This window comes from Finegoldia sp. BIOML-A1, from assembly GCF_009678325.1.
Classification (GTDB): domain Bacteria; phylum Bacillota; class Clostridia; order Tissierellales; family Peptoniphilaceae; genus Finegoldia; species Finegoldia magna.
In genome coordinates, this window is the sequence record NZ_WKZF01000004.1 from 95,818 (window position 1) to 121,087 (window position 25,270).

Consider the following 25,270-nt stretch of genomic DNA (forward strand, 5'->3'; position numbering starts at 1 on the left):
TTGTTTTTCATAAATTGGCTTTCTTTGATTGCCAATTTTTTTTATTTTAATACATGGAGGTATTATGGATACAAATAAAATTTTTGGGATTGACACTTTTGATAAGAGACAAATGAAAGATTCACTACCATTTCCGATTTATCAAAAATGGAAAAACGCAGTTAGAAAAGAAGATTTACTTGATATTGAAACAGCAGAAATAATTGCGCATGCTATGAAAAAATGGGCAATTGAAAGAGGAGCTACTCATTTTTGTCACTGGTTCCAACCATTAAATGGTTTAACAGCAAAAAAACACGATTCATTTTTGGATAGAGGAGACGATAATACTCCGATTAATAGATTTTCAGCAAAAGAATTAATTAAAGGAGAACCAGATGCTTCATCATTTCCTACAGGATCAATTAGATCTACGTTTGAGGCAAGAGGTTATACTTATTGGGACTGCACATCTAACACTTTTATAGTAGATAATATAATGTATATACCATCAGTGTTTGTATCTTATGATGGAACTACTTTAGATAAAAAATTACCACTACTTAAAAGTTTGGACTACTTGTCAGATTATGCTACTAAACTTTACAATGAAATTTCTGATGAGCACTGTTACAGAATGAAAGTCAAAATCGGATTGGAGCAAGAATTTTTCCTTATAGATGAAAATGTATACAAACAACGTATTGATTTGATTAATACAGGAAGAACTCTTTTAGGAGCACAAGCTCCCAAATCGCAAGAACTTACTGACCATTATTTCGGCTCAATTCCACAAAGAGTTGAAGCATTCTATAAAGATTTTGACGAGAAATTATTCAGACTTGGAATATATGCTAAGACTGAACACAATGAAGTTGCTCCAAATCAATTTGAAGTAGCAATACTTTTTGAAAACGCAAATATTTCTGTAGACGATAACCACTTAGTTATGGAAATACTTAAAACTACTGCAAGAAAACATCATTTAGTATGCTTATTGCACGAAAAACCATTTAAAGGAGTAAATGGATCGGGTAAGCACAATAACTACTCTTTAGTTACTAATCACGGTAGAAATGTATTTTCACCAAAAGCTGACATGGAAAATGATCTTGTATTTTTGATATTCACAGCATGTTTGATAGAAGCTGTAGACAAATCACAAGCACTTTTAAGATCAGCATCATCCACTACTTCCAACGATTATAGATTAGGAGGAGATGAAGCTCCACCATCAATAATATCTATGGATTTGGGACAAGATATCGAAGAAACATTTAATTCGCTTATGAATGAAGAAGAAATTGTCAGAAATTATCCTGAATTTTCGATAAATAGATTTGATTACATTCCACCAAATATGACAGACAGAAATAGAACAAGTCCATTTGCCTTCAGTGGAAACAAATTTGAATTTAGAATGTTAGGCTCTTCAAATAGTGCAAGCGATGTGAACATAGTTTTAAATACAATGTATGCAAATGCAATTAAAAGAGTATATGAAAAATTCAAATCTCAAAATGAGAATATAGAACAATTTATTAAATCAGAAGTTGTCAATATTTTGAAAAATCACAAACATATTTTGTACAGACAAGACAACTACACAGAACTTTGGAGAGAAGAAGCAAAGAAGAGAGGTTTATTGGATTTAGTTCATTATTTTGATTCTTTATATTCCTTGATTTCAGAAGAATCTATCAAGGATTTTTGTGGTATACTAAGTGAGGAAGAATTACACGCAATCTACGATGTTGGATTGGAAGATGTAATAACAACTCATGAAATTGAAGCGAAGACTTTGATTTATATGTTAGATAAATTCGTTATTAATGCTTTCTCAAAGCAACTTATTCAAAACAGCAATTTAATCGAAAAATGTGGAATTAATAGTTTGGATTCTACACAAGAAAAATTGAAAAATGGTTTGAATGAAATTATTGACAAAAGAAATAATTTGGAAGAAATGATACAAAAATCTGATTTTGAATCTAAATACGAAAAGGCTAAATATTTTCAATATAAAATTAGTCCATTAATTGAAGAAATCAGAGAAATACACGACGGTCTTGAAAAATTTGTCTACAAAGAAAATTATAGTTTGTGTGATATTCAAGACATATATTCATCATTAATATAATTATAGGAGGAGTAATGAGTAAATTTATTTTTATTACTGGAGGAGTTGTCTCTGGTATAGGTAAGGGAATTAGCGGAGCAAGTATTGGAAGAATGCTAAAAGATAGAGGGATTTCTGTATTCATGCAAAAATTTGACCCTTACTTGAACATAGACCCAGGTACTATGAGTCCTTATCAACATGGAGAAGTTTTTGTAACAAAAGACGGAGCAGAAACTGACCTAGATTTAGGCCATTATGAAAGATTTATCAACGAAGAATTAACTCAAAGATCTAACATTACGACAGGAAAAGTCTACAACGACGTTATCAAAAAAGAAAGACGTGGAGATTATAACGGCAAAACTGTACAAGTTATTCCACATATTACTGATGAAATAAAAAAAGCAGTGTACAAAGCAGCTGAAGAATCTCAAGCAGATATTGTTATAACTGAAATCGGCGGAACTGTAGGTGATATTGAATCATTGCCATTCTTGGAAGCAATCAGACAAATCCACGCTGAAAACGAAAAAGAAGATGTATTATTCATTCATACAACTTTAGTTCCAACAATTCCTGGAAGCAATGAACTAAAAACAAAACCTACACAACATTCTTATAAAGAATTGATGAGTTTAGGTATCAAAACAAATGTAATAATCCTTAGAAGTGAGGGAATAGTTACAGATGAATTAAAAGAAAAAATCTCATTATTCTGTGATGTTCCAGTTGAGGCTATTATTCAATCATTTAATGTTGACTTTATCTACGAAGTTCCTTTGAAATTCCAAGAACAAAATTTGGATAAATATATAATGAGAAAAATGAAACTAAAATCCAAAGGCGAAGAAGATGGAAAATGGAGAAAAATGATTGAAAACTACAGAAAAGCGACTGAAACTGTAAATATAGGTTTAGTTGGGAAATACACAGAACTTCACGATGCTTATCTTTCTGTAGAACAAGCTTTGATAGATGCTGGATATGCAAACAATCATAAAGTAAATATACGTTGGATTAATTCCGAAGAACTAAGTAAAGATAATATAAAAGAATCATTCGAAGGATTGAATGGTATTATCGTCCCAGGCGGATTTGGTGGCAGAGGCATGGAAGGAATGGTTGAAACTTCAAAATATTGTCGTGAAAACAATATGCCATATTTCGGAATTTGTTTGGGAATGCAAATTGCAGCAATAGATATAGCTAGAAATGTACTTGGTTTAGCTGATGCTAATACAGCGGAAGTTGTTGCTGATTGCAAAAACCCTGTAATAAGTTTAATGAAAGAACAAAGAGATATTGAAGATATAGGTGGAACATTAAGACTTGGTAACTACGAGTGTCACTTGAAAGATAAATCTTTGGCAAAAGAATTGTACGGTGAAGAATTTATTCAAGAAAGACACAGACACAGATATGAATTCAACAACGATTACAGAGAACAATTTGAACAAAATAATGTTGTATTCTCAGGAATTAATGACCAATACAACTTGGTAGAAATGCTTGAAATACCACAAAATAAATTCTTCTTAGGTTGCCAATTCCATCCGGAATTCAAATCAAGACCTAACAAAATTCATCCTTTATTCGATGGATTCATAAAAGCATCCATTGAAAACAAATAAAGAAGGTGGAAGATATTTTACTTGTAATAGATATTGGAAATACTAATATTGTATTGGGTATTTTCAAAAATGATGAGTTGATTTTTGAATGGAGAATATCCACAGATTTGCACAAAACTAGTGATGAATACGCTCTAACATTAAGACAAGCTTTGGAATATTCAAATATTAAAAAATCTGATATAAAAGAAGCTATTATTGGTTCTGTAGTACCAAATCTGATGCCAACTATACCAAAAGCAGTAAAAAAATATTTGGGAATTGAACCATTGATAGTAGATGAAAATATAAAGACGGGAATAGTTAATAAATACGCAAGTCCAAAAGAGGTCGGCGTAGATAGAATAATCAACGCAGTAAGTGCTTGTAAAAAATATTCTACTCCAGTTATTATCGTAGATATTGGAACGGCGATTACTTTTGATTATATTTCTGAAAATAAAGAATATTTGGGAGGAGCAATAGCTCCGGGGATTGCAATTTCATCAGAAGCATTATTTATGAAGACTGCAAAACTACCAAAGATTGAAATAGAAATGCCGGATAAAGTTATTGGAGATAGCACCGTAAAAAGTATGCAATCAGGAGTTGTATTTGGATTTATAGGATTAATAGATTATATAATTGAAAAAATCCTAGAAGAAAAACACAAAACAAAAGATGAAGTTACAATTATTGCAACTGGTGGTTTTTCTTATTTGATTGCAAAACAATCAAAGTATATTACAATTATTGACAAACTAATCACTTTAGATGGCTTAAAAATTATTAACGAATTAAATAGAAATGATTAAAGAAAAATTAAACTTAAATAGTAATTTGTTTTTGGCACCATTAGCTGGAGTTACAGATATTCCATTTCGAATAATCTGTGGAGAATTGGGAGCGGGGTTGTGCTTTACAGAAATGATAAGTGCCAAAGCACTTTACTATGATGACAAGAAAACTAAAAAACTTTTAGATACAGATCCAAGAGAGAACAATACATCTGTTCAAATATTTGGACACGAACCAGAAATCATTGCATATGCAACTAGATTTTTGACTGAAAATTACAATTTCAAATCAATTGATATAAATATGGGATGTCCTGCACCGAAAATTTTCAAAAACGGTGACGGCTCAGCTTTAATGGGAGATTTGAACTTAGCGGAAGATGTTATCAGAGCTTGTAAGAACAACACTGATTTGCCAGTTTCTGTAAAATTCAGACTTGGAATCGATGAAAATTCCATGAATTACATGCAGCTTGGACAAATTTGTGAGAGATTGAAAGTAGATTATATTACACTTCACGCTAGGACAAGAAAAATGTTTTATTCAGGAGAAGCTGATTGGTCTCATATAAAAAGATTAGTGGAAAATGTAGACATACCTGTATTTGGCAATGGCGATTGTTTTACAAAAGAAGACATTAGAAAAAATATGGAATACTCAAATTGCGATGGAGTTTTGTTGGCAAGAGGTGCAATGCAAAATCCATTTATTTTTAGTGATGATGAAATCAAAACTAAAGAAGAAGTTATCGACACAATAAAAAAACACATGCAATTGAAATTGGAATTTTACGAAGAAAAACGTGCGATTTTGGAAATGAGAAAGCACATTCAATGGTATCTGAAAGGATTTAGAAATTCTAATAAAGTTAAGAACAAAATCAATCAATTGACAGATCTTGTTGAAATATACAAAATACTAGATGAATTTAAAAATGAATAGTTTAATCATATACTAAAAACTTGACAATTATGCCTTTTGTTATATAATTTTAGAATATATGGTTAAAATAAGGAGAATAGATTATGGCAGATAAAGAATTTTTATTAACTCAAGAAGGATTAGATCAACACAAAGAAGAACTTGAGTTTTTAAAGACTACTCGCAGAACAGAAATAGCTGAGAAAATCAAAGTTGCCAGAGGATTTGGCGACCTTTCTGAAAATGCAGAATATGATGAAGCTAAGAATGAACAAGCGCAAGTAGAAGAAAGAATTAACTATCTTGAAAACTTGCTATTATATGCAAAAGTTATTAAAGATGATGAAAATCAAAAAGACGTTGTGACAGTGGGATCAACAGTAACTTATAAAAATTTAAAGTCAAACAAAGAAATGACATATAAAATAGTAGGAACAGCAGAAGCTGATCCTTTTGAAGGTAGAATTTCAAATGAATCACCAACAGGAAAAGCTCTGTTAAACCTAAAAGTTGGTGACACTACTACAGTTGAAACGCCAGGTGGAATCGTAGAATTAAAGGTATTAACTGTCAAGAAAGGATAAAAATGGAAAATTTAAACGAAATGCTACAAATTCGTAGACAAAAGTTACAAGAATTATTAGATGCAAATGAAAATCCTTACGTTCATGAAAAATTTGACAATGCTAATAATACAAAAGAAATCCTAGATAACTTTGACGAATTTGACGGAAAAGAAGTTAAAATAGCCGGAAGAATTATGAGTAAAAGAGGACATGGAAAAGTTAACTTCATGGACTTACAAGATTCTGTTGGCAGAATTCAATTATTTAATAAAGTAAATGAATTAGGCGAAGAAAATTATGCAAAAGTAAAAAATATGGATATCGGAGATATCGTTGGTGTAGAAGGATGTATCTTCAAAACACAAAGCGGAGAAGTATCCATTAGAACAAAAACTGTAGATTTATTATCTAAATCATTACAAATATTACCTGAAAAATGGCACGGACTAAAAGATCCGGATTTGAGATATAGACAAAGATATGTGGATTTAATTATGAATCCTGAAATCAAAGATACATTCATAAAAAGATCTAAAATTATTTCAGCAATCAGAGAATTTTTGGATACAAAAGGATTCTTAGAAGTTGATACTCCAATTTTGAACACAATAGCTGGTGGAGCAAATGCTAGACCTTTTATAACTCACCATAACACATTAGATATCGATATGTATTTGCGTATAGCAAACGAATTATACCTAAAGAGATTAATTGTAGGTGGATTCGACAAAGTTTATGAAATGGGCAGAATGTTCAGAAATGAAGGAATGGATCACACTCACAACCCAGAATATACGGCAATAGAATTGTATCAAGCTTACGCTGACTACAATGATATGATGGATATCACAGAACAATTAGTTGCTTTTGTTTGTGAAAAAGTTAATGGATCTATGAAGGCTCAATTTGGAGAAACAGAAATAGACTTTACACCACCATGGAAAAGAATAACAATGGTTGATGCAATAAAAGAATACGCAGACATAAATTTTGATGAAATTGAAACAGATGAACAAGCTCGTGAAGTTGCTAAAGCAAACAATGTTGAAATCTCAGACAATATGTCACGTGGCGAAATTATCAACGAATGTTTCGAACATTTCTGCGAAGAAAAATTAGTTCAACCAACATTTGTATTGGGTCATCCAGTTGAAGTAAGTCCATTGGCTAAGAGAAATCCAGATGATGAAAGATATACTCACAGATTTGAAGCATTTGTATGTACAAAAGAAATCGCAAACGCATTTAGCGAATTGAACAACCCAATAGATCAAAAAGAAAGATTCTTAAAGCAAGTTGAAGCTAGAGAGAATGGCGATGACGAAGCTCAAATGATGGATTATGATTTCTTGAATGCATTAGAAGTAGGACTTCCACCAACAGGCGGTTTGGGAATTGGTGTTGATAGACTTATAATGATGTTAACTAACAACGAATCTATAAGAGATATAATGTTGTTCCCAACAATGAAGCCAATAGGCTTAGAAAAGGCAGAAAATGGGGGTTTGTCAAAAGAAACTTACGAAACTTACGACAAACTTACGACAGAAGAAATTGACCTTTCAAAAGTGAAAGTTGAACCATTATTTGAAGATATGGTAGACTTTGAAACTTTCTCAAAATCTGATTTTAGAGTTGTAAAGGTTAAAAACTGCGAAGAAGTTCCTAAGTCAAAAAAACTTTTGAAATTTACATTAGATGATGGTTCTGAAAAAGAAAGAGTTATTTTATCTGGTATTAAGGAATATTACAGCGCAGAGAGCTTAATTGGAAAGACACTACTTGCAATTTGTAATCTTCCTCCTCGTAAGATGATGGGAATCGACTCAGAAGGTATGATTATATCTGCAATTTGTGAGTATGACGGTGAAGAAAAACTTAACTTAATAATGCTGGATGATAATATTCCAGCAGGATCAAAATTATATTAAAGGACACGCTAATTATGAAACTGGGGTTTGTTATGAATCCCAGTTTAATTTTTAGGAGTATGTATGAGATGGATAATTAGAATAATTTTATTACCGATAAGATTAGTGTTGAGTTTGCTCATAGCTTTTTTAACCTTCATATTAAGTTTGAGTACTGCGTTGTTAAGCGTAGTTTCTACTTTGATTTTTATAATTGGAATAGCTAGCATTTTTCAAGGAGACAAGCAAATTGTAATTGAAGCACTAATATTAGCATTTTTATTTAGTCCATTTGGATTACCTAAATTAGGTATATATGTTATTGGATTATTAGAATTATTAAACTATACAATAAAATCAATTTGAAGAAAAATAAATATAAGACAACCGTAGACGATAGAAAGCAATAATTCTGTCGTCTTTTTTTATTTTAAAGAGAGGAGGTAGGAATGAATTTTGATTATTTTTATAATAGGCAATCTGAGATGTATAACTTCATTAGGTTACCTATGGTATTAATGGAAGATGAGATTTTTGAGAGCATTTCTATTGAAGCTAAAGTTTTGTATTCATATATGCTTAATCGAATGGGTCTTTCATATAAAAATGGCTGGATAGATGAAGATGGAAAAGTCTTTATTTACTACACAATGGATGCTATTAAAGAGCAATTTAACTGTGCTAATGATAAAGCCTTAAAGATTATAAATGAGCTTGATATAAAATCAGGAATTGGATTGATAGAAAAGAAAAGACAAGGACTTGGAAAACCAAATAGGATATATGTTAAAGATTTTATGAGTGTTTTCTCCGATTCAAATAATAGAAATCCAGATTTCCGAAAAGCAGAAGTCCAGACTTCCGATAATCGGAATTCAAGAACTCCTAATAACAGACTTCAAGATTTCCGAAAATCGGAAGGTAACTATAACAATATTAGTAATAATGAGTTAAGAAAGAATGATTTTAGTAAGGGACAAAAGCCTTATGGAATATATAAAAACATATTTTTGACTGATGAAGAATACAAGGACTTAACAAATGAGTTAGGAAGTAGAATTAGTGACTACATTGATAGGTTGTCGTCATATATGAAAGCAAATAACAGAGTGTATCAAGATTACAAGGCAACGATAATCAATTGGTATCTTAATGATCAGGCAAAAAACATTAATGATAATACAACAAGGAAAATGAATTACGATATAGGAGAGAGTTTATGAAGAACTTAAAAGATTTTGTATTAAGAGAAAATGATATTGAAAGAAATGGACATATTTATTGTAAGGTATGTGATAAAAGAGTCGATGGAGAATTACTTGACCTTGGCTTTACAAAGTTTATTCCCAGAATTAAATGTGAATGTGAAATAAAAAGAGATAAGGAAAATGAAGAAAGAGAAAGACTAATGAAAATATCATCGCTAAAAAGAGATTGTTTCTCATCGCCACTCCAACACCAATATAATTTTGAGAGATTCTTAAATGAAAAAGGTCAAGCTTACAAGGTTGCTTACAATTATGCTAAAAGTTTTGAACAAATGAAGGAAGACAATGTTGGACTTTTATTTCATGGAGATGTTGGCAGTGGAAAGACTTATCTTGCTTGTTCTATTGCAAATGAATTAATTGAAAGAGAACAAGTTAAAGTTAAGATTATGAATTTATCTCAGGTTATAAATCAAATACAAAAATCAGCATTTAAGCTAGATTCAAATGAAATTATAGATAACCTATCAAACATTCCGTTGTTAATTTTAGATGATCTTGGAATTGAAAGGGATACATCTTATGCAAGAGAACAAGTATATAACATTATAAACTCAAGATACTTAAAAGGTAGGCCGACAATTTTTACTACAAACTTATCATTGGAAATTATTCAAAATCCTAATATTGAACTTGAGTATCAGAGGATATATTCAAGAATACTTGAAATGACAATACCAGTTAAAGTTACGGGAGAAGATTTTAGAAGAAAAATCCATCAAGAGAAGTTAAGAAAATACAAAGAGTTACTTTTATATGGAGGTGGAATAGATGATTAATGAAGAAGTATCTAGGTCGAGTCTTAACCTTGAAGTAAGGCTTGCAAAAGCAACAAGTAAAGCAATTCTTGATGCCTTAAAGAAAGTTCACAAGCAAATAGAAGATCAAGGAGGCTTGAAAAATGTAATAAAAAATAATGGAGAAGAAGTAAAACTAAAGGATATGGTTAAAAAGGGACAGTTAGAAGAAATTAATCTAAAAGATCCTGAGTTAAAAGAATTAAAGAAAATTTTAAACAAACACGGAGTGAAGTTTTCTGTTATGAAAGATAAGGAAACTGGTAACCACTCTGTGTTTTTTCAATCTAAGGATATAAAAGTAATGGAACACGCCTTTAAAAAAGCAGTTAAGGCTTCTGAAAAAAAGGCCGATAGAAAAGATTCAATAACGAAGACTATAAATAAGTTTAAAGATATGGCTAAGGACACCATCAGTAAGGATAAGGTTAAAAATAAACATAAGGAGCAAAGCTTATGATAAGTAATTTAAAAACATTTGAAAATAAGAATTTTGGGAAACTCACTGTTATAGAAAAAGACGGTGAGTTTTTCTTTATAGCAAATGAAGTAGCAACTATGCTAGGATATGTCAATCCCAGAAAAGCTATTTATGACCATGTAGACGAAGAAGATAAGGGTGTAACGAAATGGAACACCCCTGGAGGAATACAGAATATTTCAATAATTAACGAATCAGGATTGTATTCACTTATCCTCTCATCAAAACTACCACAAGCAAAAATATTCAAAGCTTGGGTAACTAGAGAAGTCTTACCAAGTATTAGAAAAAACGGAGGATATATAGTAGGGCAAGAAAAGAAAACTAATGAAGATCTACTTGCAGATGCAATTCTTGTAGCCAATAGAATTATTGCTGAAAGAGAAGAAGAAATTGAAGAATTAAGACCAAAGGCAGATTATTATGACAAATTAGTAGATTATAACCTACTTACAAACTTTAGAAATACTGCCAAAGAGTTAGGAATACCACAAAATCAATTTATAAGTTTTCTAATGGATAAGGGATTAATTTACAGAGATAAGAAAAAGAAACTCTTACCTTATGCAGATAAGAACAAGGGATATTTTGAAGTAAAAGAATGGATTGATCCACTAGGTACACTTGTAGGAATACAAACATTAATAACACCAAAGGGAAGACACTACCTACTAATTTTATTAGATAGTGAAGGTTTCTACGATGAATAAGATATTAGAAGCCATTCTTTCTGATATTAAAAACCTAATTAAAATAGACAACCCAAAGAAATTTATATTATCAAACATTCCCTATCTATCATTCTTCTACATTGGAAATATCTTTTCTAAGCACATCAATTCTTATGTAGGAGGAGATATTATTGATAAAATAATGGTGGGAATTTCTGATATAGGAACTTTATCTTATATACCAAGCCTTAATCCAAGGGACTTGTTAGTAGGTATTTCAGTTGCTGGTCTTGTTAAGTTAATTGTTTACAGCAAAGGTAAAAACAAAAAGAAATATAGGCAAGGCAAGGAATATGGATCTGCAAGATGGGGAGAAAGTAAGGATATTGCTCCATATATTGACCCTAAGTTTGAAAACAATGTTCTCATAACTAATACCGAAAGACTAACAATGAACTCAAGACCTAAAAACCCTAAATATGCCAGAAATAAAAATGTATTAGTAATAGGTGGTTCTGGATCAGGTAAAACGAGATTTTATGTAAAGCCAAATCTAATGCAAATGCATTCTTCCTATGTAGTAACAGACCCTAAAGGCACACTTGTGTTAGAATGTGGAAAAATGCTTTATGAAAATGGTTACGACATAAAGATATTAAACACAATAAACTTTAAAAAATCTATGAAATACAATCCCTTTGCATACTTGAGAAGTGAAAAAGATATTTTAAAGCTTGTCCAAACCATAATTGCTAACACCAAGGGAGATGGAGAAAAGGCAGGAGAAGATTTTTGGGTAAAGGCTGAAAAGTTATATTACACTGCTCTTATTGGGTATATTTATTATGAAGCACCTGAAGAAGAAAAGAATTTTAAAACACTCTTAGATATGATTGACGCAAGTGAGGTTAGAGAAGATGACGAAACCTATATGAACCCAATTGATAGGCTTTTTGAAGCTCTTGAAAAGAAAGATCCAAGTCATTTTGCAGTTAAGCAATACAAGAAATATAAGCTGGCAGCAGGAGTAATAGAATTAAGGAGAACACTTAATCACTGTTTTAGTGAAACATGTACTTCTTAATTCTTTTTTATTTAGGAAATTAAGAGGAAGGAGGAAAAAGTGAGGAATTTTGAAAAGATAACAGCACTCTATGAGAGATTAAGTCGAGATGATGAACTTGAAGGAGAAAGTAACTCAATCGTTAATCAAAAGAAAATCCTTGAAGAATATGCAAGTAAGAATAATTTAACCAACATCATCCATTTTACAGATGACGGAATAAGCGGGACACAGTTTGATAGACCAGGCTTTATGGAAATGATGAATGGAGTAAATACTGGAAATATCGGTTGTATCATCGTAAAGGATATGAGTAGACTCGGCAGAGATTATCTCAAAGTCGGTCAATGTATGGAGATATTAAGACAAAAGGGCGTAAGACTGATTGCTATAAATGACAATGTAGACAGCTTTTACAGAGAAGATGATTTTACCCCTTTTAGAAATATTATGAATGAATGGTATGCAAGAGATACTTCAAGAAAAATACAATCTACATTTAGATCAAAAGGAGAAAGCGGAAAGCATACGGCAAGCACACCGCCTTATGGCTACATAAAAGATGAAAAAGACAAAGATAAGTGGATTGTAGATGAAAAGGCAGCACAGATAGTAAGACGAATATTTAATCTTACAATGGACGGAGCAGGACCATACAAAATAGCAAAGATACTGGAAGCAGATAAGATAGATATACCCGCTTATCATCAGCAAAAATTGGGATATGGATTACATCAAAGCAAAAACTTTGAACATCCTTATCGTTGGTGTAGTTCCACAATTGCAAGTATCTTAAAGAAAAAAGAATACTTAGGGCATACAGTTAACTTTAAAACAAGAAAGCATTTCAAGGATAAGAAAAGTAAATATGTATCCGAAGATAATTGGCTCATCTTTGAAAATACTCACGAAGCCATCATAGACCAAGAAACCTTTGATAATGTGCAAAGGATAAGAGGAAATGTAAAAAGGTATCCTGATGGCTGGGGAGAATATCACCCACTAACAGGACTGATGTATTGTGCAGATTGTGGAAGCAAGATGTATGTTCATAGGACAAATAACTATAAGAATATCCCTTATTATGTTTGTAGTAATTACAAGAAAGTGCCTTGCGGAATGCTATGTCCATCAGCTCACAGGATAAAAGCAGAAGTAGTCATAAACCTTATCCAAGAAACATTAAAAGATATAAAAAATTATCTTAATGAGGATAATGAAGCATTTATTCATTCCATTCAAAATGAAATGGAAGAAAAGGAAAAAGTAGAGATAGAAAAACAAAGAGTAAGGCTAATTAATAATAAGTCGAGGATACAAGAGTTAGAAAGGCTTATGTGCCGTATTTACGAGGATATGATACTAGAAAAAATACCAAGTAGTAGATATGAGATACTTAATAGCCAATACGAAACAGAGCAAAGAGTCCTAAGCAAAGAGATTGAAGACTTAGATCTTGCGATATCAAGATATGAAAAAGAAACAGACAAGACAAGAAAATTTATATCCCTTATTAGTCGTTATGAAAACTTTGATGAACTCACAAACACAATGATAAATGAATTTGTAGAGAAGATTATCATTCATGAAAGGGATAGAAAAGGCAGTCAAACATCAAAGCAAAAGATAGAAATATATTTTAACTTCATCGGAAATTATGAAGTTCCAAAAGAAGAATTAAGCGAAGAAGAACGTTTAAAACTTGAGGAAGAAGAACGAAAAATTAATGAGAGAAGGGACAGACTTCATCAAAATTATCTAAAGCGTAAAGCAAATGGGAAACAACAGGAGTATGAGGAAAGGTATAAAGCAAGGCGAAAGCAGAAAAAACAGGAGAAGTTAAAGGTTTTGAAAAGAGCGGGGATACCGGTATGTGAAATGCAGAACATTTTAATTAAATAATATATCGGGGAAGTCAATGAATAAAAAATAAAATATTCATTGACTTTTGTGTTTGCTTATGCTATGATATCTATGAATAAAAAATAGAAAATTCATAGATATATTTATAATATTTGGAGGCTTAAAATGGCAAAAGCATTTACAGAAGAAGAAAAGATAAAAATTAAAGAAAGTATTATGGAAACTGCTCTTGATTTATTTCATGAGAAAGGTACAAAATCACTTAGTATTTCGGAATTAACAAAAAGAGTCGGAATAGCTCAAGGGAGTTTCTATAATTTTTGGAAAGATAAAGAATCTCTTGTCATTGACTTAATGGCATATAGGGCAATACAAAAATTGGAGAACATTGAAAAAGAATTTTCAAATTCACTTACGAATCCTAAAAAATACCTTTCAGAGGTAATTTTCAAGTATTCAATAGACATGACTGAGAAAATTAAAAATCAGGAAATTTATCAAGAGGCATTTAGAATATTTGCGAGTCAAGATTCAAAGAAAGTGAATAGAGTAGAAAATCTATATGGGGATTTTTTGGATAGGTTAATAGATTATTGGTACAAAAACAATGTAGTAAAAAGTGTAGATAAGCAAGGTTTATCAAATGCCTTTGTTGGAAGCTTTGTTCTATGTTCAAATTATTTCCATTTTAATGAAGATACATTTGAGGAAGTACTTAATATTTATATACAAAGCATTGTTTTTAAATATATAGAAATTTAATTGTAAAAAGGAAGGTGATAGAAATGATTCTGGATTTTAATGAGATAAAAAAGGAAGATGTATTAATTGTTGGAGGTAAGGGAGCTAATCTTGGAGAAATGACTTCGGCTAAAATAAATGTTCCAAGTGGTTTTGTTATAACAGCAGACGCATATAGAGATTTTTTAAAAGTAAATGATATTGATAGCCTCATTGAAAATGGAATTAAAAAATCAGCAGATGATGAAAAAACACTTCTAAATGAAGCTGAGCATTTTAGAGGAAAGATAAAGTCTGGGAAATTTCCTGAGCAATTGGAAAATGCAATAAGAGAAAAATATTTTAATCTTGGAAATAATACAAGAGTTGCAGTGCGTTCTTCAGCAACGGCAGAAGATTTACCGGATGCCAGTTTTGCAGGGCAACAAGAAACTTATTTAAATGTTCAAGGTATTGAAAGTGTATTAAATGGGGTGCGTAATTGTTATGCTTCACTTTGGGGGAATAGAGCTGTAAGCTATAGATTACATCAAGGTTATGACCAAAGCTCCGTTTCGATTGCTGTTGTTATTCAGGAAATGGTAGAAAGCGAAAAAGCAGGTGTTTTGTTTACTGTGAATCCGGTAAGTAAAAAAGAAAATGAGATGCAAATCAATGCGAGTTATGGTTTAGGAGAAAGTGTTGTAAGCGGAAGAGTTACAGCAGATAGCTATATTGTTGGCAAAAATGGAGAAATTATTGAAGTAGCTATTGGAAGCAAGGAAACACAGATTATATATGGAGAGAAAAACACGGTAGAGGTAACGGTAGATGACAATGATCGAAAAAAACGAGCATTAAATGATAGAGAAATATCAGAGCTAATAAAGTCTGGTTTGAAGATTGAAAAGCATTATAAAATGCCAATGGATATTGAGTGGGCAATTAAAGATGATGAAGTATATATTTTACAGGCAAGAGCTATTACTACATTGAAAAGTTCTACCAATCACATATCTGAAGATAGTTTAGTACAAAAATATACAAAGGGTAAAAAAATCAATAAAAGTACACGAGAAGTGATGTCATTTTTTTTAGAAAAAATGCCTTTTGCACATAGAGCGCTTGACTTCGACTATCTGGCAGCAATAAATGATCAGAAAGTTAATACTTTATTAGAAGGCGGAATTGTTTTACCAAGAAATCCAATTATAGATGATGATGGAATACAAACTTTTTCTGACGCAGGTAAGCGAATCAATAAAAATATATTTAAGTTTTTTAAGATTTTAAAAAATATGAAAGATTTTAATGGTTGCTATCATAAGTGCAACGATTTTATGAAAATATATGAGTCTAAAATAGAAAAAATTAAGCATTTAAATTTTGAAAACATGACATTAGAAGAATGCAAAAATTTTATGGAAGATAGCTATATTCTTTTACAAAAATTGGCTTATGACAGATTCAAATACGCTTTATTCCCATCTGTTTTAAACGATAAAAAATTCACTAAAATAATCAAAAAAGTAAATGCTAATTATTCATCATTTGATTTTTATTGGGACTTAGATAATAAAACATCAGTGGTTACAAATGATGTCTATAAAATGGCTCGTGAGATAAGAAAAAATGAAGCTTTAAAAAGAACTATTATATCCGGAGAAAGTTATAAAGAATTATATGAAAATTATGATGACTTTAGAGATATAACAGATAAGTTTATGCGAGATAACGGATTTAAATCTGATTATAATTGCTATTGTTTATCTGCAAAAACATTTATTGAAGATCCTGATAGGCTAATAAATATATTAAGACCTATATTAAATACGGATGAAAATAGTGATGAGATTAAGCAAGGGAAAGATTTTTCCAAGTTAATGATAAGGCTAAAAGAAATTTATGGAAACAAGTATCAAGATATAGAAAAACAAATAGAATATTTCAGATATTTTCATGTGGTTCGTGAAGAAAGCCAATATATCTGGGAAACCTTATTTTATTATGTAAGACAATGTGTCAAAAGAATAAACTACATTCTTCTTGGCAGTGAAGATTATGAAGTTGGGATTGCAAATCTGTTTCATAAAGAACTTTTGGAAGTGATGAATAGGGGTAGCTTAAATGAATCGGATAAGAGAAAAATAAATAGGAGAAATGAAAAATTTCCTTTAGCAATAAAAGTATGGGATGCATCAAAATTGTTAATTTTTGAAACAAATGGCGATGTCCTAAAGGGGGTAAGTGGAAGTGCCGGTATTGCAGCCGGAAAAGTGTGCATAATAAATAGTCCGAAAGAATTTTATAAGATGCAAAAAGGCGATATTTTAGTTTGCCATCTTACTGATCCGGAGTGGACACCATTATTTAAGCTGGCAAGTGCAGTTGTGGCTGATACGGGAGCGGCATTAAGCCATGCTGCAATTGTTGCAAGAGAGTTTAATATTCCGGCAGTGCTTGGAGTGGGCTTTGCAACTACAAAATACAAAGATGGGGATATGATTCAAGTAGACGGTAATAAAGGTGTAGTTAGAGGTTTGTAGTATGAACTCAAGTAATAATAAAAAAGAATTGAAAAGAAAAGCCATTTTAAACGATAATCTTCTGCCATTATTAGTGAAAACTTCTATTCCTACCATTATAGGTATGCTTGTCATGGTAATTTATAATCTGACTGATACATTTTTTGTCGGTATTTTAAATAATAAATCCATGACAGCTGCTATCGGTATCGTGTTTAGCTTTATGAGTTTTATTCAAGCTATTGGATTTTGGTTTGGGTATGGAAGTGGAAACATAATGTCAAAAAAAATTGGAGAAAATGAAGAAAGGGAAGCAGAAATTATATCGTCTATTGGAATTCTCTTTGCTATTGTCATTGGTATTTTAATAGCTATTTTATCATGGTTTTTTGTTTTACCGTTGTCAAAATTTATAGGTGGAAGTGCTTCTGAAAGTTTGTTGAATTTTACAGTGCAGTATCTAAAGGTGATTATTGTCAGCATACCATTTGGTCTTTATTCTATTACTCTTTACAATCAATTAAGACTTTGTGGGAATGTGAAAGATGGAATGATAGGATTATTGATAGGAATGGTTGTCAATATGGTTCTGGATCCTGTATTGATGTTTGGGTTTAAATTCGGCTTTATTGGAGCTGGATATGCAACATTGATAGGACAAATTACAGGTTGCATCGTATTAACGAATTTATCAGAAAAAAATGGAAATACTGCTGTTGATTTAAAAAAAGTAAGAATAAATAAAGATAGAGTATATCATATTCTGGCAGGAGGAATGCCTAATTTTTCAAGACAATTTATCACAAGTATCGCTTTAATTTTACTGAATGTTGTAGCCGCAAAATACGGTGATGGTGTTATAGCAGCATTAACAATAAGCTCAAGGATATTAGCATTAGCATATATGATAATGATAGGCTGGGGTCAGGGTTTTCAGCCTATCTGTGCGATGAATTACGGGGCAAAGCAATATGATAGAGTAAAAAAGGCTTTTAAATTTGCAGTAACAGGAGGTACTTTATTTTTAATTATAGCGGCTATTTTGTTATATGTTTTTTCTGAACCGCTTATTAGAACAATGTCAAATGATAATGAAGTTATTTTAGCCGGTACAGAGATACTGCGTATGCAATGTATTACAATGCCACTTTTAGGATACTTTGCGATTAGTAGTATGCTAATGCAAAATATTGGACAATATTTTTGGGCATCAATAATTTCAATTTCACGACAAGGAATATTTTATATTCCGTTATTGTATATTTTATCAAATATATTTGGGCAATTTGGAATATATTTGCTTCAACCAGTGGCAGATGTTTTGTCATTTGGTTTAGCTGTTATCTTAGTTAGGAAAATAAAATTTGCTAATGATAAATGCAAAAAAGATGGCATTTAAAGTTTATAAAAGATTTATTTAGGAGGGAAAAATATGTAGCTAAGTAATGGAGGGATAAATAATGGGAACACTAAATTCTGTTATTCACATAAGATACATTTATCCTTTTTTATGGTTGGGATTACTTACACATAGCAATAACTCTTTATCGAAACCAACAAAATAATAAATCATATAAAACATTAGTTTTTGAGCCGAGAGGACATTTTACGCCAAAGTGTAGAAGTCCTCCTTTTTTATTCTCAAAAAGCAAAACAGAGAACTTAAAAAGGAGGAACACACCATGGATAAGAAAGAATACTACCTTTATGTAAAAGGCAAAGCCGTACCTGTAAGTGAAGAGGTTTATAAAGCCTACTGGAAAATAACAGAGCATAAAAAGTATCTCCAAAGAAAAGATTGGAAGCATAATGTAATTCCATTTTCAGCACTGGATCATGATGGACACTTTGTAGAAACAATAACAGATGAAAGAATAGACTTGGAAAAAATCGTAGAAGTAAAAATGCAAATTGAAGAACTAAACAAGGCATTAGCTACACTAACAAAAGAAGAAAGAGAGTTAATAGAAGCCATCTTTTACAGGGAAGAAAGTCTAAGGTCGATCAGCAGAAAAGAGAAAGTTACACATCAAGCAATCAGTGGGAGGAGGGATAGAATTTTAGAAAAACTGAGAAAGATTTTAGAAGATAAAATCTAAAAAATGATGAAAGGTTAAATATCAAAGAAAGGTGCTTAGCCTTTCTTTAGAGAACAGAAGAATATTAGATGGAGGAACATAAAATGAAGAAGAAAAACAATTTAGAAGAAGAGAAGAACAATTAAAAAGAAAGAAGCAAGAAGAAATAGAAAATCATTATAGAAACATAAATGATATTTCAAAAGACATAAAATTCTAATAATGAAACTTTAAAAGGGATAGCAGAAATGTTATCTCTTTTTATATTGCAAGAAAGGAGTTTTGTATGAAAAAATTAGAACAAATAAGACGAGAGTCAAAAGAAATAAAAGATAAAATAGACAATACAGAAGAAAGATTAAGGCAACTAAAAAATCGAGAAAAGAAGATATTAAAACAAGACATAATAAAAAGAAGAAAAGAAAGAACTCATAGACTCATAACAAGAGGAGCAATAGTAGAAAGCCTTATAGAAAATGCAGAAGAACTAACAGATGAAGAAATAAAAATCCTATTAGAAGAAGCAACAAAGACAAAAGAATTTAAAGAAACACTAAAAATAATGAGAGAAAATTAGGAAAAATAAAATAATTAAATCTCCCTTAGATTTTCTAAGGGCGCAATTATACACCCTAAAGGGTGCTTGCGTGCCTTTGGAGCCAAACCCTTGCAGGGAGCAACAACCATTCGCTTTTTCAAAGTCAAGGGTAAATAAACTCGCTAACGCTCGCCCTTGACTTTTAAAATTTGAAATGAAAGTAACAATTAAGCCGACATACTGAAACAACAAAAACTAATTCAGTAGTCGGCTTTTTCAATTCTATCATTTCAAAACGCTCATTTGCAAAGAGGATATAAAAATCTATTAAGCCTCCACCTAAAACAACAAGAAAGAAAGGAAGTGATAAAAATGGCAGACAGTTTTCATTTTTCAGTAAACATAATATCAAGAGGTAAAGGCAAAAGTGCAGTAGCAAGTGCAGCATATATAAGTGGAGAAAAAATAAAAAATGAATGGGACGGAGTAACCCATGACTACACCAAAAAACATGGAGTAATAAGCAAAGAAATATATTTACCAGATCACGCACCAAAAGAATATAAAGACCGAAAAACCTTGTGGAACTCGGTAGAACTATTTGAGAAAAATTCTAATTCCCAACTTGCAAGAAACTTTATTATATCCCTACCAAAAGAGTTAAGCATAGAAGAAAATAAAAAGATGATAGAAGAATATGTTCAAAACAATTTTGTAAAAGAGGGAATGATAGTAGACCTAGCAATTCATGATGAAAGTAGAGAGGGAAATCAAAACATTCATGCTCATATAATGACCATAGTAAGACCAATAAATGAAGATGGAACATGGGGGCAAAAAAGTAAAAAAGAATATATCCTAGATGAAAAAGGAGAAAAAGTATTAAACAAAAATGGAAAACCTAAAACAAGAAAAGTAGAACTAACAACCTGGAATGATAAGGGCAATGTAGAAAAATGGAGAGAAAATTTTTCAGACCTTTGCAATGAATATCTAGCAAGAAACAAGATAGAAAAAAGAGTAGACCATAGGAGTTTTGAAAGACAAGGCATAAAACAAATACCAACAATACATCTAGGAGCAAGTGCCAGTGCAATGGAAAGAAAAGGAATAAGAACAGAAAAAGGAGATATAAATCGTGAAATAAAAAAACAGAATGAACTATTAAAAAACATAGGCAATGAAATAAAGAAAATATCATCATGGTTAGCAGGCTTCAAAGATAAGCTAAAAGAATCATATAGGGAATATAAAGACCAAAGTAAAAAGCAAATAAATGAATCAGGACTCTTTAACCTCTATGAATATTTAAGCTTCTATCAAGAAATGCAAGAAAATAATAGAGCTGAATTATCATTTTATGGGAAAAGAAACAAGGCAATCTATGATCTAAAAAGATATGCAGGTGGAATAAATTATCTAAGGGAAAACAAAATAAAAACCATATCAGACCTACAAGGACATATAAATAACCTAAGATGCAAAAACTCTGAAATATATAAGACCATAAAAGAAAATAGTCAAAAGATAGAAGACATTAACAAATGTTTAGCCTATGCAAAGACTGTAAGAAAAACAAAAGCAACCTATCAAGAATATGAAAGCAAGAAAATATTCAAAGAAAGCTTCTACAAGAATAATCAAAAGGAAATAGACCAACATATAAGGGCAAGAAGCTTAATTGAAAAAATCAGTGGAAAGAAAAACTTAAGAGAAAAAGAATGGTTAGGAGAAATTAAAAACTTAGAAGATGAAATCAGTAAACTAAATACAGAGTCAGAAAAGATAAGGGGAAGATACAAGGAAATAAATCATATCAAATATGCAGTAGAAGTAGTGAATGAAGAATATGGTATCGACCTATCAATAGAAATTGACAAGGCGATTAAGAGAGGAGAAAAAGAAAGTATCATAAAAAAGATAAAAGAGTATAAGCAAGACAGTGATAATTTTAATAAAAAAAGACAAATGACCAAAGACTATTACAAAAATCAAGAAAGATAAGACCTGGTAAAAATATCTTATCCAAGCTATAATATGACAAAGAAAATAAAGGCAGATCTAGGAGGTAATAGAGATGAATAAAAGGCAAGAGATAATAAATGAACTCATAAAAGCAGATCAAGATGGAACATACAAAACATATAAAAGCACAGAAGAAATAAAATCAATGAGCAATGAAGAAATACAGATTATATATTCCAACATGAAAAACTATCTATCAGACAAAAGAACACACATAAACTACTAAAGGTGGAAAAGCAAAATAAGAGCAGAAAAACAACAAAAGGTACAAAGACCTAAGTAATCTATAAAAACATCAAAATAAAGCATTCCACCACCAAGAACAATAAAATAAAAACAAGCAAAGGGAAGTATAGAAAAATTAAAGCCTATACTTCCCTTTTTTTAATTCAAACAAAGGAGATAAAACATGATAAACGAAGAAATAAGCAAAGAAGCAGGTCAAGCAGCACAAACCATAATAACATACACAATAAAGGCAGCAAAAGAATCAATCAACTTAGACAAAGAAATAAGAAAAAAGATGAATGAAACTTTAGAAAAAGCAAATGGAAACTTAAAAAGTCTTATGGGCGATGAAATGAAAATAAAAGACTTATATAAAAAAGGACAACTAGAAAATATAAGCATAGATCAAAGCGACCTCAAAGACTTAAAAAAAGAACTAAACAAACTTGGAGTAAGTTTCTCAGTAATGAAAAACAAAGAAAGCCAAAACTATGAAATATTCTTCCAAGCCAAAGACATAAAAGTAATGGAATATGCCTTTAAGCAAGTCATAGCCAAGGAAAATAAAAAAGAAAAAGAAAGTATCCTAAAACAAATAAAGAAATATAAAGACCTGTCCAGGAACAAGGATAAGACAAAAGAGAAAGTAAAAAGAAAAGTAAAAGAAAAAGTAAAACCAAGCAAAAAAGATATGACCAGAGAAATCTAAGGGAGTAACGAAAAGTTACACCCTTAGATAACCATAATAACAAGACTTCCGAAAATCGGAAATCAAGAATTTCGATTATCGAAAATCAAGAAAGGAGCAGATATGGCAACAAACAAAAGATATTATTGGATAAAATTAAAAGAGGAATTTTTCACAGACAAAATAAACAGAGGACATTGTCCTTAATTAGTCCAACCCATGTCCGACAAGAGATAGAGATAGAGAAAGATATAGAGATAGATAAAGAGAGAGAGGGAGAGATAGAAAAGATTTAACATTTTTGGTATAATCACATTAATTAAACTAAATGTGTAATGATAAAATGAGCTTGTTTACTGTAAGCTGATTGTGATAAAAAGATTAAAACTCCCACCATTGGTGCAAGAAATAGAATAAAATAAAGAATTAGATTGGAGTGATTAGAATGGATAAAAAAGATTTAGATATTATAGGAGATAGTGAATATAAAAAATTACTTTTAGATTTAAAGGAAAAAGTTAGACGTAGTCAATTAAAAGCAGCAGTAAAAGTTAATTATGAGTTGCTTGATTTGTATTGGAACTTGGGGAAAGAAATTGTTGAAAAACAAAAACAATATTCTTGGGGTGATAGTTTTCTAAAATTATTGAGTAGTGATTTAAGAAAAGAATTTCCAGACATGGGAGGATTTTCAGCCGTAAACTTAAAACACATAAGATATTGGTATAACTTTTATAATGATTACCTAATTGGGTTACAAGCTGTAACCCAATTATCGGATATTGAAAGAAGAATAAAAAGTATTCCTTGGGGACATAATCAAAGGATTATGTATAAGTGTAAAGATGTCAAAGAGGCTTTGTTTTATATAGATAAGACCATTGAAAATGGATGGAGCAGGACGGTTTTGGAACATCAGATTGATGGAGATTTATATAAAAGGGTTGGGAATGCAGTTACTAATTTTGATAATAGATTACCGGCTGTCCAATCTGAATTAGCTAAGCAAACAATAAAAGATCCATACAACTTTGATTTTCTAACAATAAGGGATAAATATGATGAAAGAGAGTTGGAAGAAGCATTAGTAAATCAAATAACTTCTTTTCTTTTGGAACTTGGGACAGGATTTTCTTACATGGGTAGGCAAGTCCATATCAAGGTTGGAGAAAGTGATTTTTATATGGACTTACTTTTCTATCATGTTAAACTACACTCCTATGTTGTAGTAGAATTAAAGACAGAAAAATTTAAGCCGGAATTTGCAGGTCAACTCAATTTCTATGTAACAGCTGTAAATAAGAATATGAAATCAAATAGTGATAATCAAACCATAGGAATACTAATTTGCAGAGATAAAGATAATGTAGTCGCTGAATATTCGCTTGAAAATATCTCACAGCCAATAGGAATAAGTAAGTATGAAATTAGCAAACTACTTGAGCAGGAATATAAAAGTAGCTTACCATCTATTGAAGAAATAGAAGAGTCTATAAAAGAATTAGATTCAGAAAAATAAAATATGAACTTACAAAAGGCGGTAGAAGTGAAAACTATCGCCTTTTTTTATTTGAAGAAAGGTAGGAGAGCATGGCAGATAAAAGAATGTTTTCACTAAAGATAGTTGATAGCGACTTATTTTTGGATATGCCACTAAGTAGTCAATGCCTATATTTTCATTTATCAATGAGGGCAGATGATGATGGTTTTGTAAATAATCCTAAGAAAATCATCAAAATTATCGGAGCGAATGAAGATGACCTAAAAATACTTATTGCCAAAGGCTTTGTGATAGTCTTTGATCAGGGAATTATCGTCATTACTCATTGGAAGATAAATAACTATATTAGAAAAGACAGATATAAGCCAACAATGTATATAGAGCAGAAACAACAGCTTTATCAAACGGAAAATGGAGCATACATTTCAGAAGAAAAAGTTGGTTGTCATCTGGTTAACCAAAGGTTGTCAAGTGGTCAACCCAGTATAGATAAGGGTAGATTAGATAAGGTTAGTATAGATAAGGGGAGAGAAGAACAGTCCACCCCCATCTTTTATGGAGAATTCAAAAATGTAAGGTTAAGCAAAGAAGAATATAAAAATCTTAAAGAAAAACTAAATTCACACACAGACATAATGATAAATAAACTATCAAGATACATGGAAAGCAGTGGTAAGACCTATCAAAACCACTATGCGACAATCTTAAAATGGTATGAAGAAGATAAAGAAAAACTAAGACAGAAAGGTGGAAATAAAAAAATGAACTATGATGTAGGAGAATCTTTATAGATAAAAAGAGGTGGAAAGGCACTATTAAAGACTTTAAGTCTAAAAAGGTATAAAAGTATGCCAGAGATAATAAAAATATAAATATGACACTTTAAAGGCGATTAGAAAATTAAAAATCTAATCGTCT

The 25,270-nt window shown here is 31.0% G+C and carries 23 protein-coding genes; all 23 read left to right on the forward strand.

Annotated features, from left to right (window positions below; translation table 11 throughout):
* The first annotated feature begins 64 nt into the window (after positions 1–64).
* Positions 65–2,119 (forward strand): glutamine synthetase III, encoded by a 2,055-nt coding sequence (locus GKG00_RS05350; protein WP_154254613.1) that lies wholly within the window; start codon positions 65–67, stop codon positions 2,117–2,119.
* Positions 2,120–2,133: 14 nt separating this feature from the next.
* The gene (locus tag GKG00_RS05355; RefSeq protein ID WP_154254615.1) at positions 2,134–3,732 is read left to right on the forward strand and encodes a CTP synthase; all 1,599 of its coding nucleotides are present in this window, start codon (positions 2,134–2,136) and stop codon (positions 3,730–3,732) included.
* A gap of 5 nt (positions 3,733–3,737) precedes the next feature.
* The gene (locus GKG00_RS05360) at positions 3,738–4,526 is read left to right on the forward strand and encodes a type III pantothenate kinase (RefSeq protein ID WP_110058073.1); all 789 of its coding nucleotides are present in this window, start codon (positions 3,738–3,740) and stop codon (positions 4,524–4,526) included.
* Positions 4,519–5,451, forward strand: coding sequence for a tRNA dihydrouridine synthase DusB (dusB, locus tag GKG00_RS05365; RefSeq protein WP_154254617.1), 933 nt, complete (start codon positions 4,519–4,521; stop codon positions 5,449–5,451). Before GKG00_RS05360 ends, dusB begins: the two co-directional genes overlap by 8 nt.
* 83 nt (positions 5,452–5,534) lie before the next feature.
* A complete protein-coding gene (gene greA, locus GKG00_RS05370) occupies positions 5,535–6,014 on the forward strand; it encodes a transcription elongation factor GreA (RefSeq protein ID WP_094207265.1) in 480 nt (159 codons plus the stop codon).
* A gap of 2 nt (positions 6,015–6,016) precedes the next feature.
* The gene (gene lysS / locus GKG00_RS05375) at positions 6,017–7,927 is read left to right on the forward strand and encodes a lysine--tRNA ligase (RefSeq protein WP_154254618.1); all 1,911 of its coding nucleotides are present in this window, start codon (positions 6,017–6,019) and stop codon (positions 7,925–7,927) included.
* Between the two features lie 63 nt (positions 7,928–7,990).
* Positions 7,991–8,272, forward strand: coding sequence for a CD1845 family protein (locus tag GKG00_RS05380; RefSeq protein ID WP_001267200.1), 282 nt, complete (start codon positions 7,991–7,993; stop codon positions 8,270–8,272).
* Between the two features lie 83 nt (positions 8,273–8,355).
* On the forward strand, positions 8,356–9,129 hold the full coding sequence (locus GKG00_RS05385; RefSeq protein WP_001008418.1) for a replication initiator protein A: 774 nt from the start codon (positions 8,356–8,358) through the stop codon (positions 9,127–9,129).
* On the forward strand, positions 9,126–9,953 hold the full coding sequence (locus GKG00_RS05390; RefSeq protein ID WP_000793094.1) for an ATP-binding protein: 828 nt from the start codon (positions 9,126–9,128) through the stop codon (positions 9,951–9,953). The genes GKG00_RS05385 and GKG00_RS05390 overlap by 4 nt, the downstream gene beginning before the upstream one ends.
* Positions 9,946–10,431, forward strand: a complete 486-nt coding sequence (locus GKG00_RS05395; protein ID WP_000606597.1) for a PcfB family protein — start codon at positions 9,946–9,948, stop codon at positions 10,429–10,431. The genes GKG00_RS05390 and GKG00_RS05395 overlap by 8 nt, the downstream gene beginning before the upstream one ends.
* A complete protein-coding gene (locus tag GKG00_RS05400; protein ID WP_000625112.1) occupies positions 10,428–11,162 on the forward strand; it encodes a phage antirepressor Ant in 735 nt (244 codons plus the stop codon). Before GKG00_RS05395 ends, GKG00_RS05400 begins: the two co-directional genes overlap by 4 nt.
* Complete coding sequence (locus GKG00_RS05405; protein ID WP_154254620.1) at positions 11,155–12,207, forward strand: type IV secretory system conjugative DNA transfer family protein; 1,053 nt, start codon at positions 11,155–11,157, stop codon at positions 12,205–12,207. Before GKG00_RS05400 ends, GKG00_RS05405 begins: the two co-directional genes overlap by 8 nt.
* 39 nt (positions 12,208–12,246) lie before the next feature.
* Positions 12,247–14,088: a recombinase family protein gene (locus GKG00_RS05410; RefSeq protein WP_143568401.1), complete on the forward strand. Its 1,842-nt coding sequence runs from the start codon at positions 12,247–12,249 to the stop codon at positions 14,086–14,088.
* Positions 14,089–14,214: 126 nt separating this feature from the next.
* Positions 14,215–14,811 (forward strand): TetR/AcrR family transcriptional regulator, encoded by a 597-nt coding sequence (locus tag GKG00_RS05415; protein ID WP_154254622.1) that lies wholly within the window; start codon positions 14,215–14,217, stop codon positions 14,809–14,811.
* A 23-nt stretch (positions 14,812–14,834) separates the two neighbouring features.
* Complete coding sequence (locus tag GKG00_RS05420; protein WP_154254624.1) at positions 14,835–17,315, forward strand: PEP/pyruvate-binding domain-containing protein; 2,481 nt, start codon at positions 14,835–14,837, stop codon at positions 17,313–17,315.
* A 1-nt stretch (position 17,316) separates the two neighbouring features.
* Positions 17,317–18,693, forward strand: coding sequence for an MATE family efflux transporter (locus GKG00_RS05425; protein ID WP_154254626.1), 1,377 nt, complete (start codon positions 17,317–17,319; stop codon positions 18,691–18,693).
* A 283-nt stretch (positions 18,694–18,976) separates the two neighbouring features.
* On the forward strand, positions 18,977–19,393 hold the full coding sequence (locus GKG00_RS05430; protein ID WP_154254628.1) for a sigma factor-like helix-turn-helix DNA-binding protein: 417 nt from the start codon (positions 18,977–18,979) through the stop codon (positions 19,391–19,393).
* A gap of 265 nt (positions 19,394–19,658) precedes the next feature.
* Complete coding sequence (locus GKG00_RS05435) at positions 19,659–19,949, forward strand: DUF3847 domain-containing protein (RefSeq protein ID WP_154254630.1); 291 nt, start codon at positions 19,659–19,661, stop codon at positions 19,947–19,949.
* 333 nt (positions 19,950–20,282) lie between these two features.
* On the forward strand, positions 20,283–21,914 hold the full coding sequence (gene mobQ / locus GKG00_RS05440; RefSeq protein ID WP_154254631.1) for a MobQ family relaxase: 1,632 nt from the start codon (positions 20,283–20,285) through the stop codon (positions 21,912–21,914).
* Between the two features lie 73 nt (positions 21,915–21,987).
* On the forward strand, positions 21,988–22,161 hold the full coding sequence (locus GKG00_RS08880; protein ID WP_172976489.1) for a hypothetical protein: 174 nt from the start codon (positions 21,988–21,990) through the stop codon (positions 22,159–22,161).
* A gap of 183 nt (positions 22,162–22,344) precedes the next feature.
* Positions 22,345–22,872, forward strand: coding sequence for a PcfB family protein (locus tag GKG00_RS05445; protein ID WP_154254632.1), 528 nt, complete (start codon positions 22,345–22,347; stop codon positions 22,870–22,872).
* 424 nt (positions 22,873–23,296) lie between these two features.
* Positions 23,297–24,370 carry a PDDEXK nuclease domain-containing protein gene (locus tag GKG00_RS05455; RefSeq protein WP_142959437.1) on the forward strand — a complete coding sequence of 358 codons (1,074 nt, stop codon included), beginning with the start codon at positions 23,297–23,299 and terminating at the stop codon, positions 24,368–24,370.
* A gap of 71 nt (positions 24,371–24,441) precedes the next feature.
* Positions 24,442–25,143, forward strand: a complete 702-nt coding sequence (locus GKG00_RS05460) for a replisome organizer (RefSeq protein ID WP_154254633.1) — start codon at positions 24,442–24,444, stop codon at positions 25,141–25,143.
* Positions 25,144–25,270 lie beyond the last annotated feature (127 nt).

What these genes read in the sequence shown, in the direction of transcription:
- GKG00_RS05350 (WP_154254613.1), top strand. Translation starts at nt 65, where the DNA reads ATGGATACAAATAAAATTTTTGGGATTGACACTTTTGATAAGAGACAA.
- GKG00_RS05355 (WP_154254615.1), top strand. Translation starts at nt 2,134, where the DNA reads ATGAGTAAATTTATTTTTATTACTGGAGGAGTTGTCTCTGGTATAGGT.
- dusB (WP_154254617.1), top strand. Translation starts at nt 4,519, where the DNA reads ATGATTAAAGAAAAATTAAACTTAAATAGTAATTTGTTTTTGGCACCA.
- greA (WP_094207265.1), top strand. Translation starts at nt 5,535, where the DNA reads ATGGCAGATAAAGAATTTTTATTAACTCAAGAAGGATTAGATCAACAC.
- lysS (WP_154254618.1), top strand. Translation starts at nt 6,017, where the DNA reads ATGGAAAATTTAAACGAAATGCTACAAATTCGTAGACAAAAGTTACAA.
- GKG00_RS05380 (WP_001267200.1), top strand. Translation starts at nt 7,991, where the DNA reads ATGAGATGGATAATTAGAATAATTTTATTACCGATAAGATTAGTGTTG.
- GKG00_RS05385 (WP_001008418.1), top strand. Translation starts at nt 8,356, where the DNA reads ATGAATTTTGATTATTTTTATAATAGGCAATCTGAGATGTATAACTTC.
- GKG00_RS05390 (WP_000793094.1), top strand. Translation starts at nt 9,126, where the DNA reads ATGAAGAACTTAAAAGATTTTGTATTAAGAGAAAATGATATTGAAAGA.
- GKG00_RS05395 (WP_000606597.1), top strand. Translation starts at nt 9,946, where the DNA reads ATGATTAATGAAGAAGTATCTAGGTCGAGTCTTAACCTTGAAGTAAGG.
- GKG00_RS05400 (WP_000625112.1), top strand. Translation starts at nt 10,428, where the DNA reads ATGATAAGTAATTTAAAAACATTTGAAAATAAGAATTTTGGGAAACTC.
- GKG00_RS05405 (WP_154254620.1), top strand. Translation starts at nt 11,155, where the DNA reads ATGAATAAGATATTAGAAGCCATTCTTTCTGATATTAAAAACCTAATT.
- GKG00_RS05415 (WP_154254622.1), top strand. Translation starts at nt 14,215, where the DNA reads ATGGCAAAAGCATTTACAGAAGAAGAAAAGATAAAAATTAAAGAAAGT.
- GKG00_RS05420 (WP_154254624.1), top strand. Translation starts at nt 14,835, where the DNA reads ATGATTCTGGATTTTAATGAGATAAAAAAGGAAGATGTATTAATTGTT.
- GKG00_RS05425 (WP_154254626.1), top strand. Translation starts at nt 17,317, where the DNA reads ATGAACTCAAGTAATAATAAAAAAGAATTGAAAAGAAAAGCCATTTTA.
- GKG00_RS05430 (WP_154254628.1), top strand. Translation starts at nt 18,977, where the DNA reads ATGGATAAGAAAGAATACTACCTTTATGTAAAAGGCAAAGCCGTACCT.
- GKG00_RS05435 (WP_154254630.1), top strand. Translation starts at nt 19,659, where the DNA reads ATGAAAAAATTAGAACAAATAAGACGAGAGTCAAAAGAAATAAAAGAT.
- mobQ (WP_154254631.1), top strand. Translation starts at nt 20,283, where the DNA reads ATGGCAGACAGTTTTCATTTTTCAGTAAACATAATATCAAGAGGTAAA.
- GKG00_RS08880 (WP_172976489.1), top strand. Translation starts at nt 21,988, where the DNA reads ATGAATAAAAGGCAAGAGATAATAAATGAACTCATAAAAGCAGATCAA.
- GKG00_RS05445 (WP_154254632.1), top strand. Translation starts at nt 22,345, where the DNA reads ATGATAAACGAAGAAATAAGCAAAGAAGCAGGTCAAGCAGCACAAACC.
- GKG00_RS05455 (WP_142959437.1), top strand. Translation starts at nt 23,297, where the DNA reads ATGGATAAAAAAGATTTAGATATTATAGGAGATAGTGAATATAAAAAA.
- GKG00_RS05460 (WP_154254633.1), top strand. Translation starts at nt 24,442, where the DNA reads ATGGCAGATAAAAGAATGTTTTCACTAAAGATAGTTGATAGCGACTTA.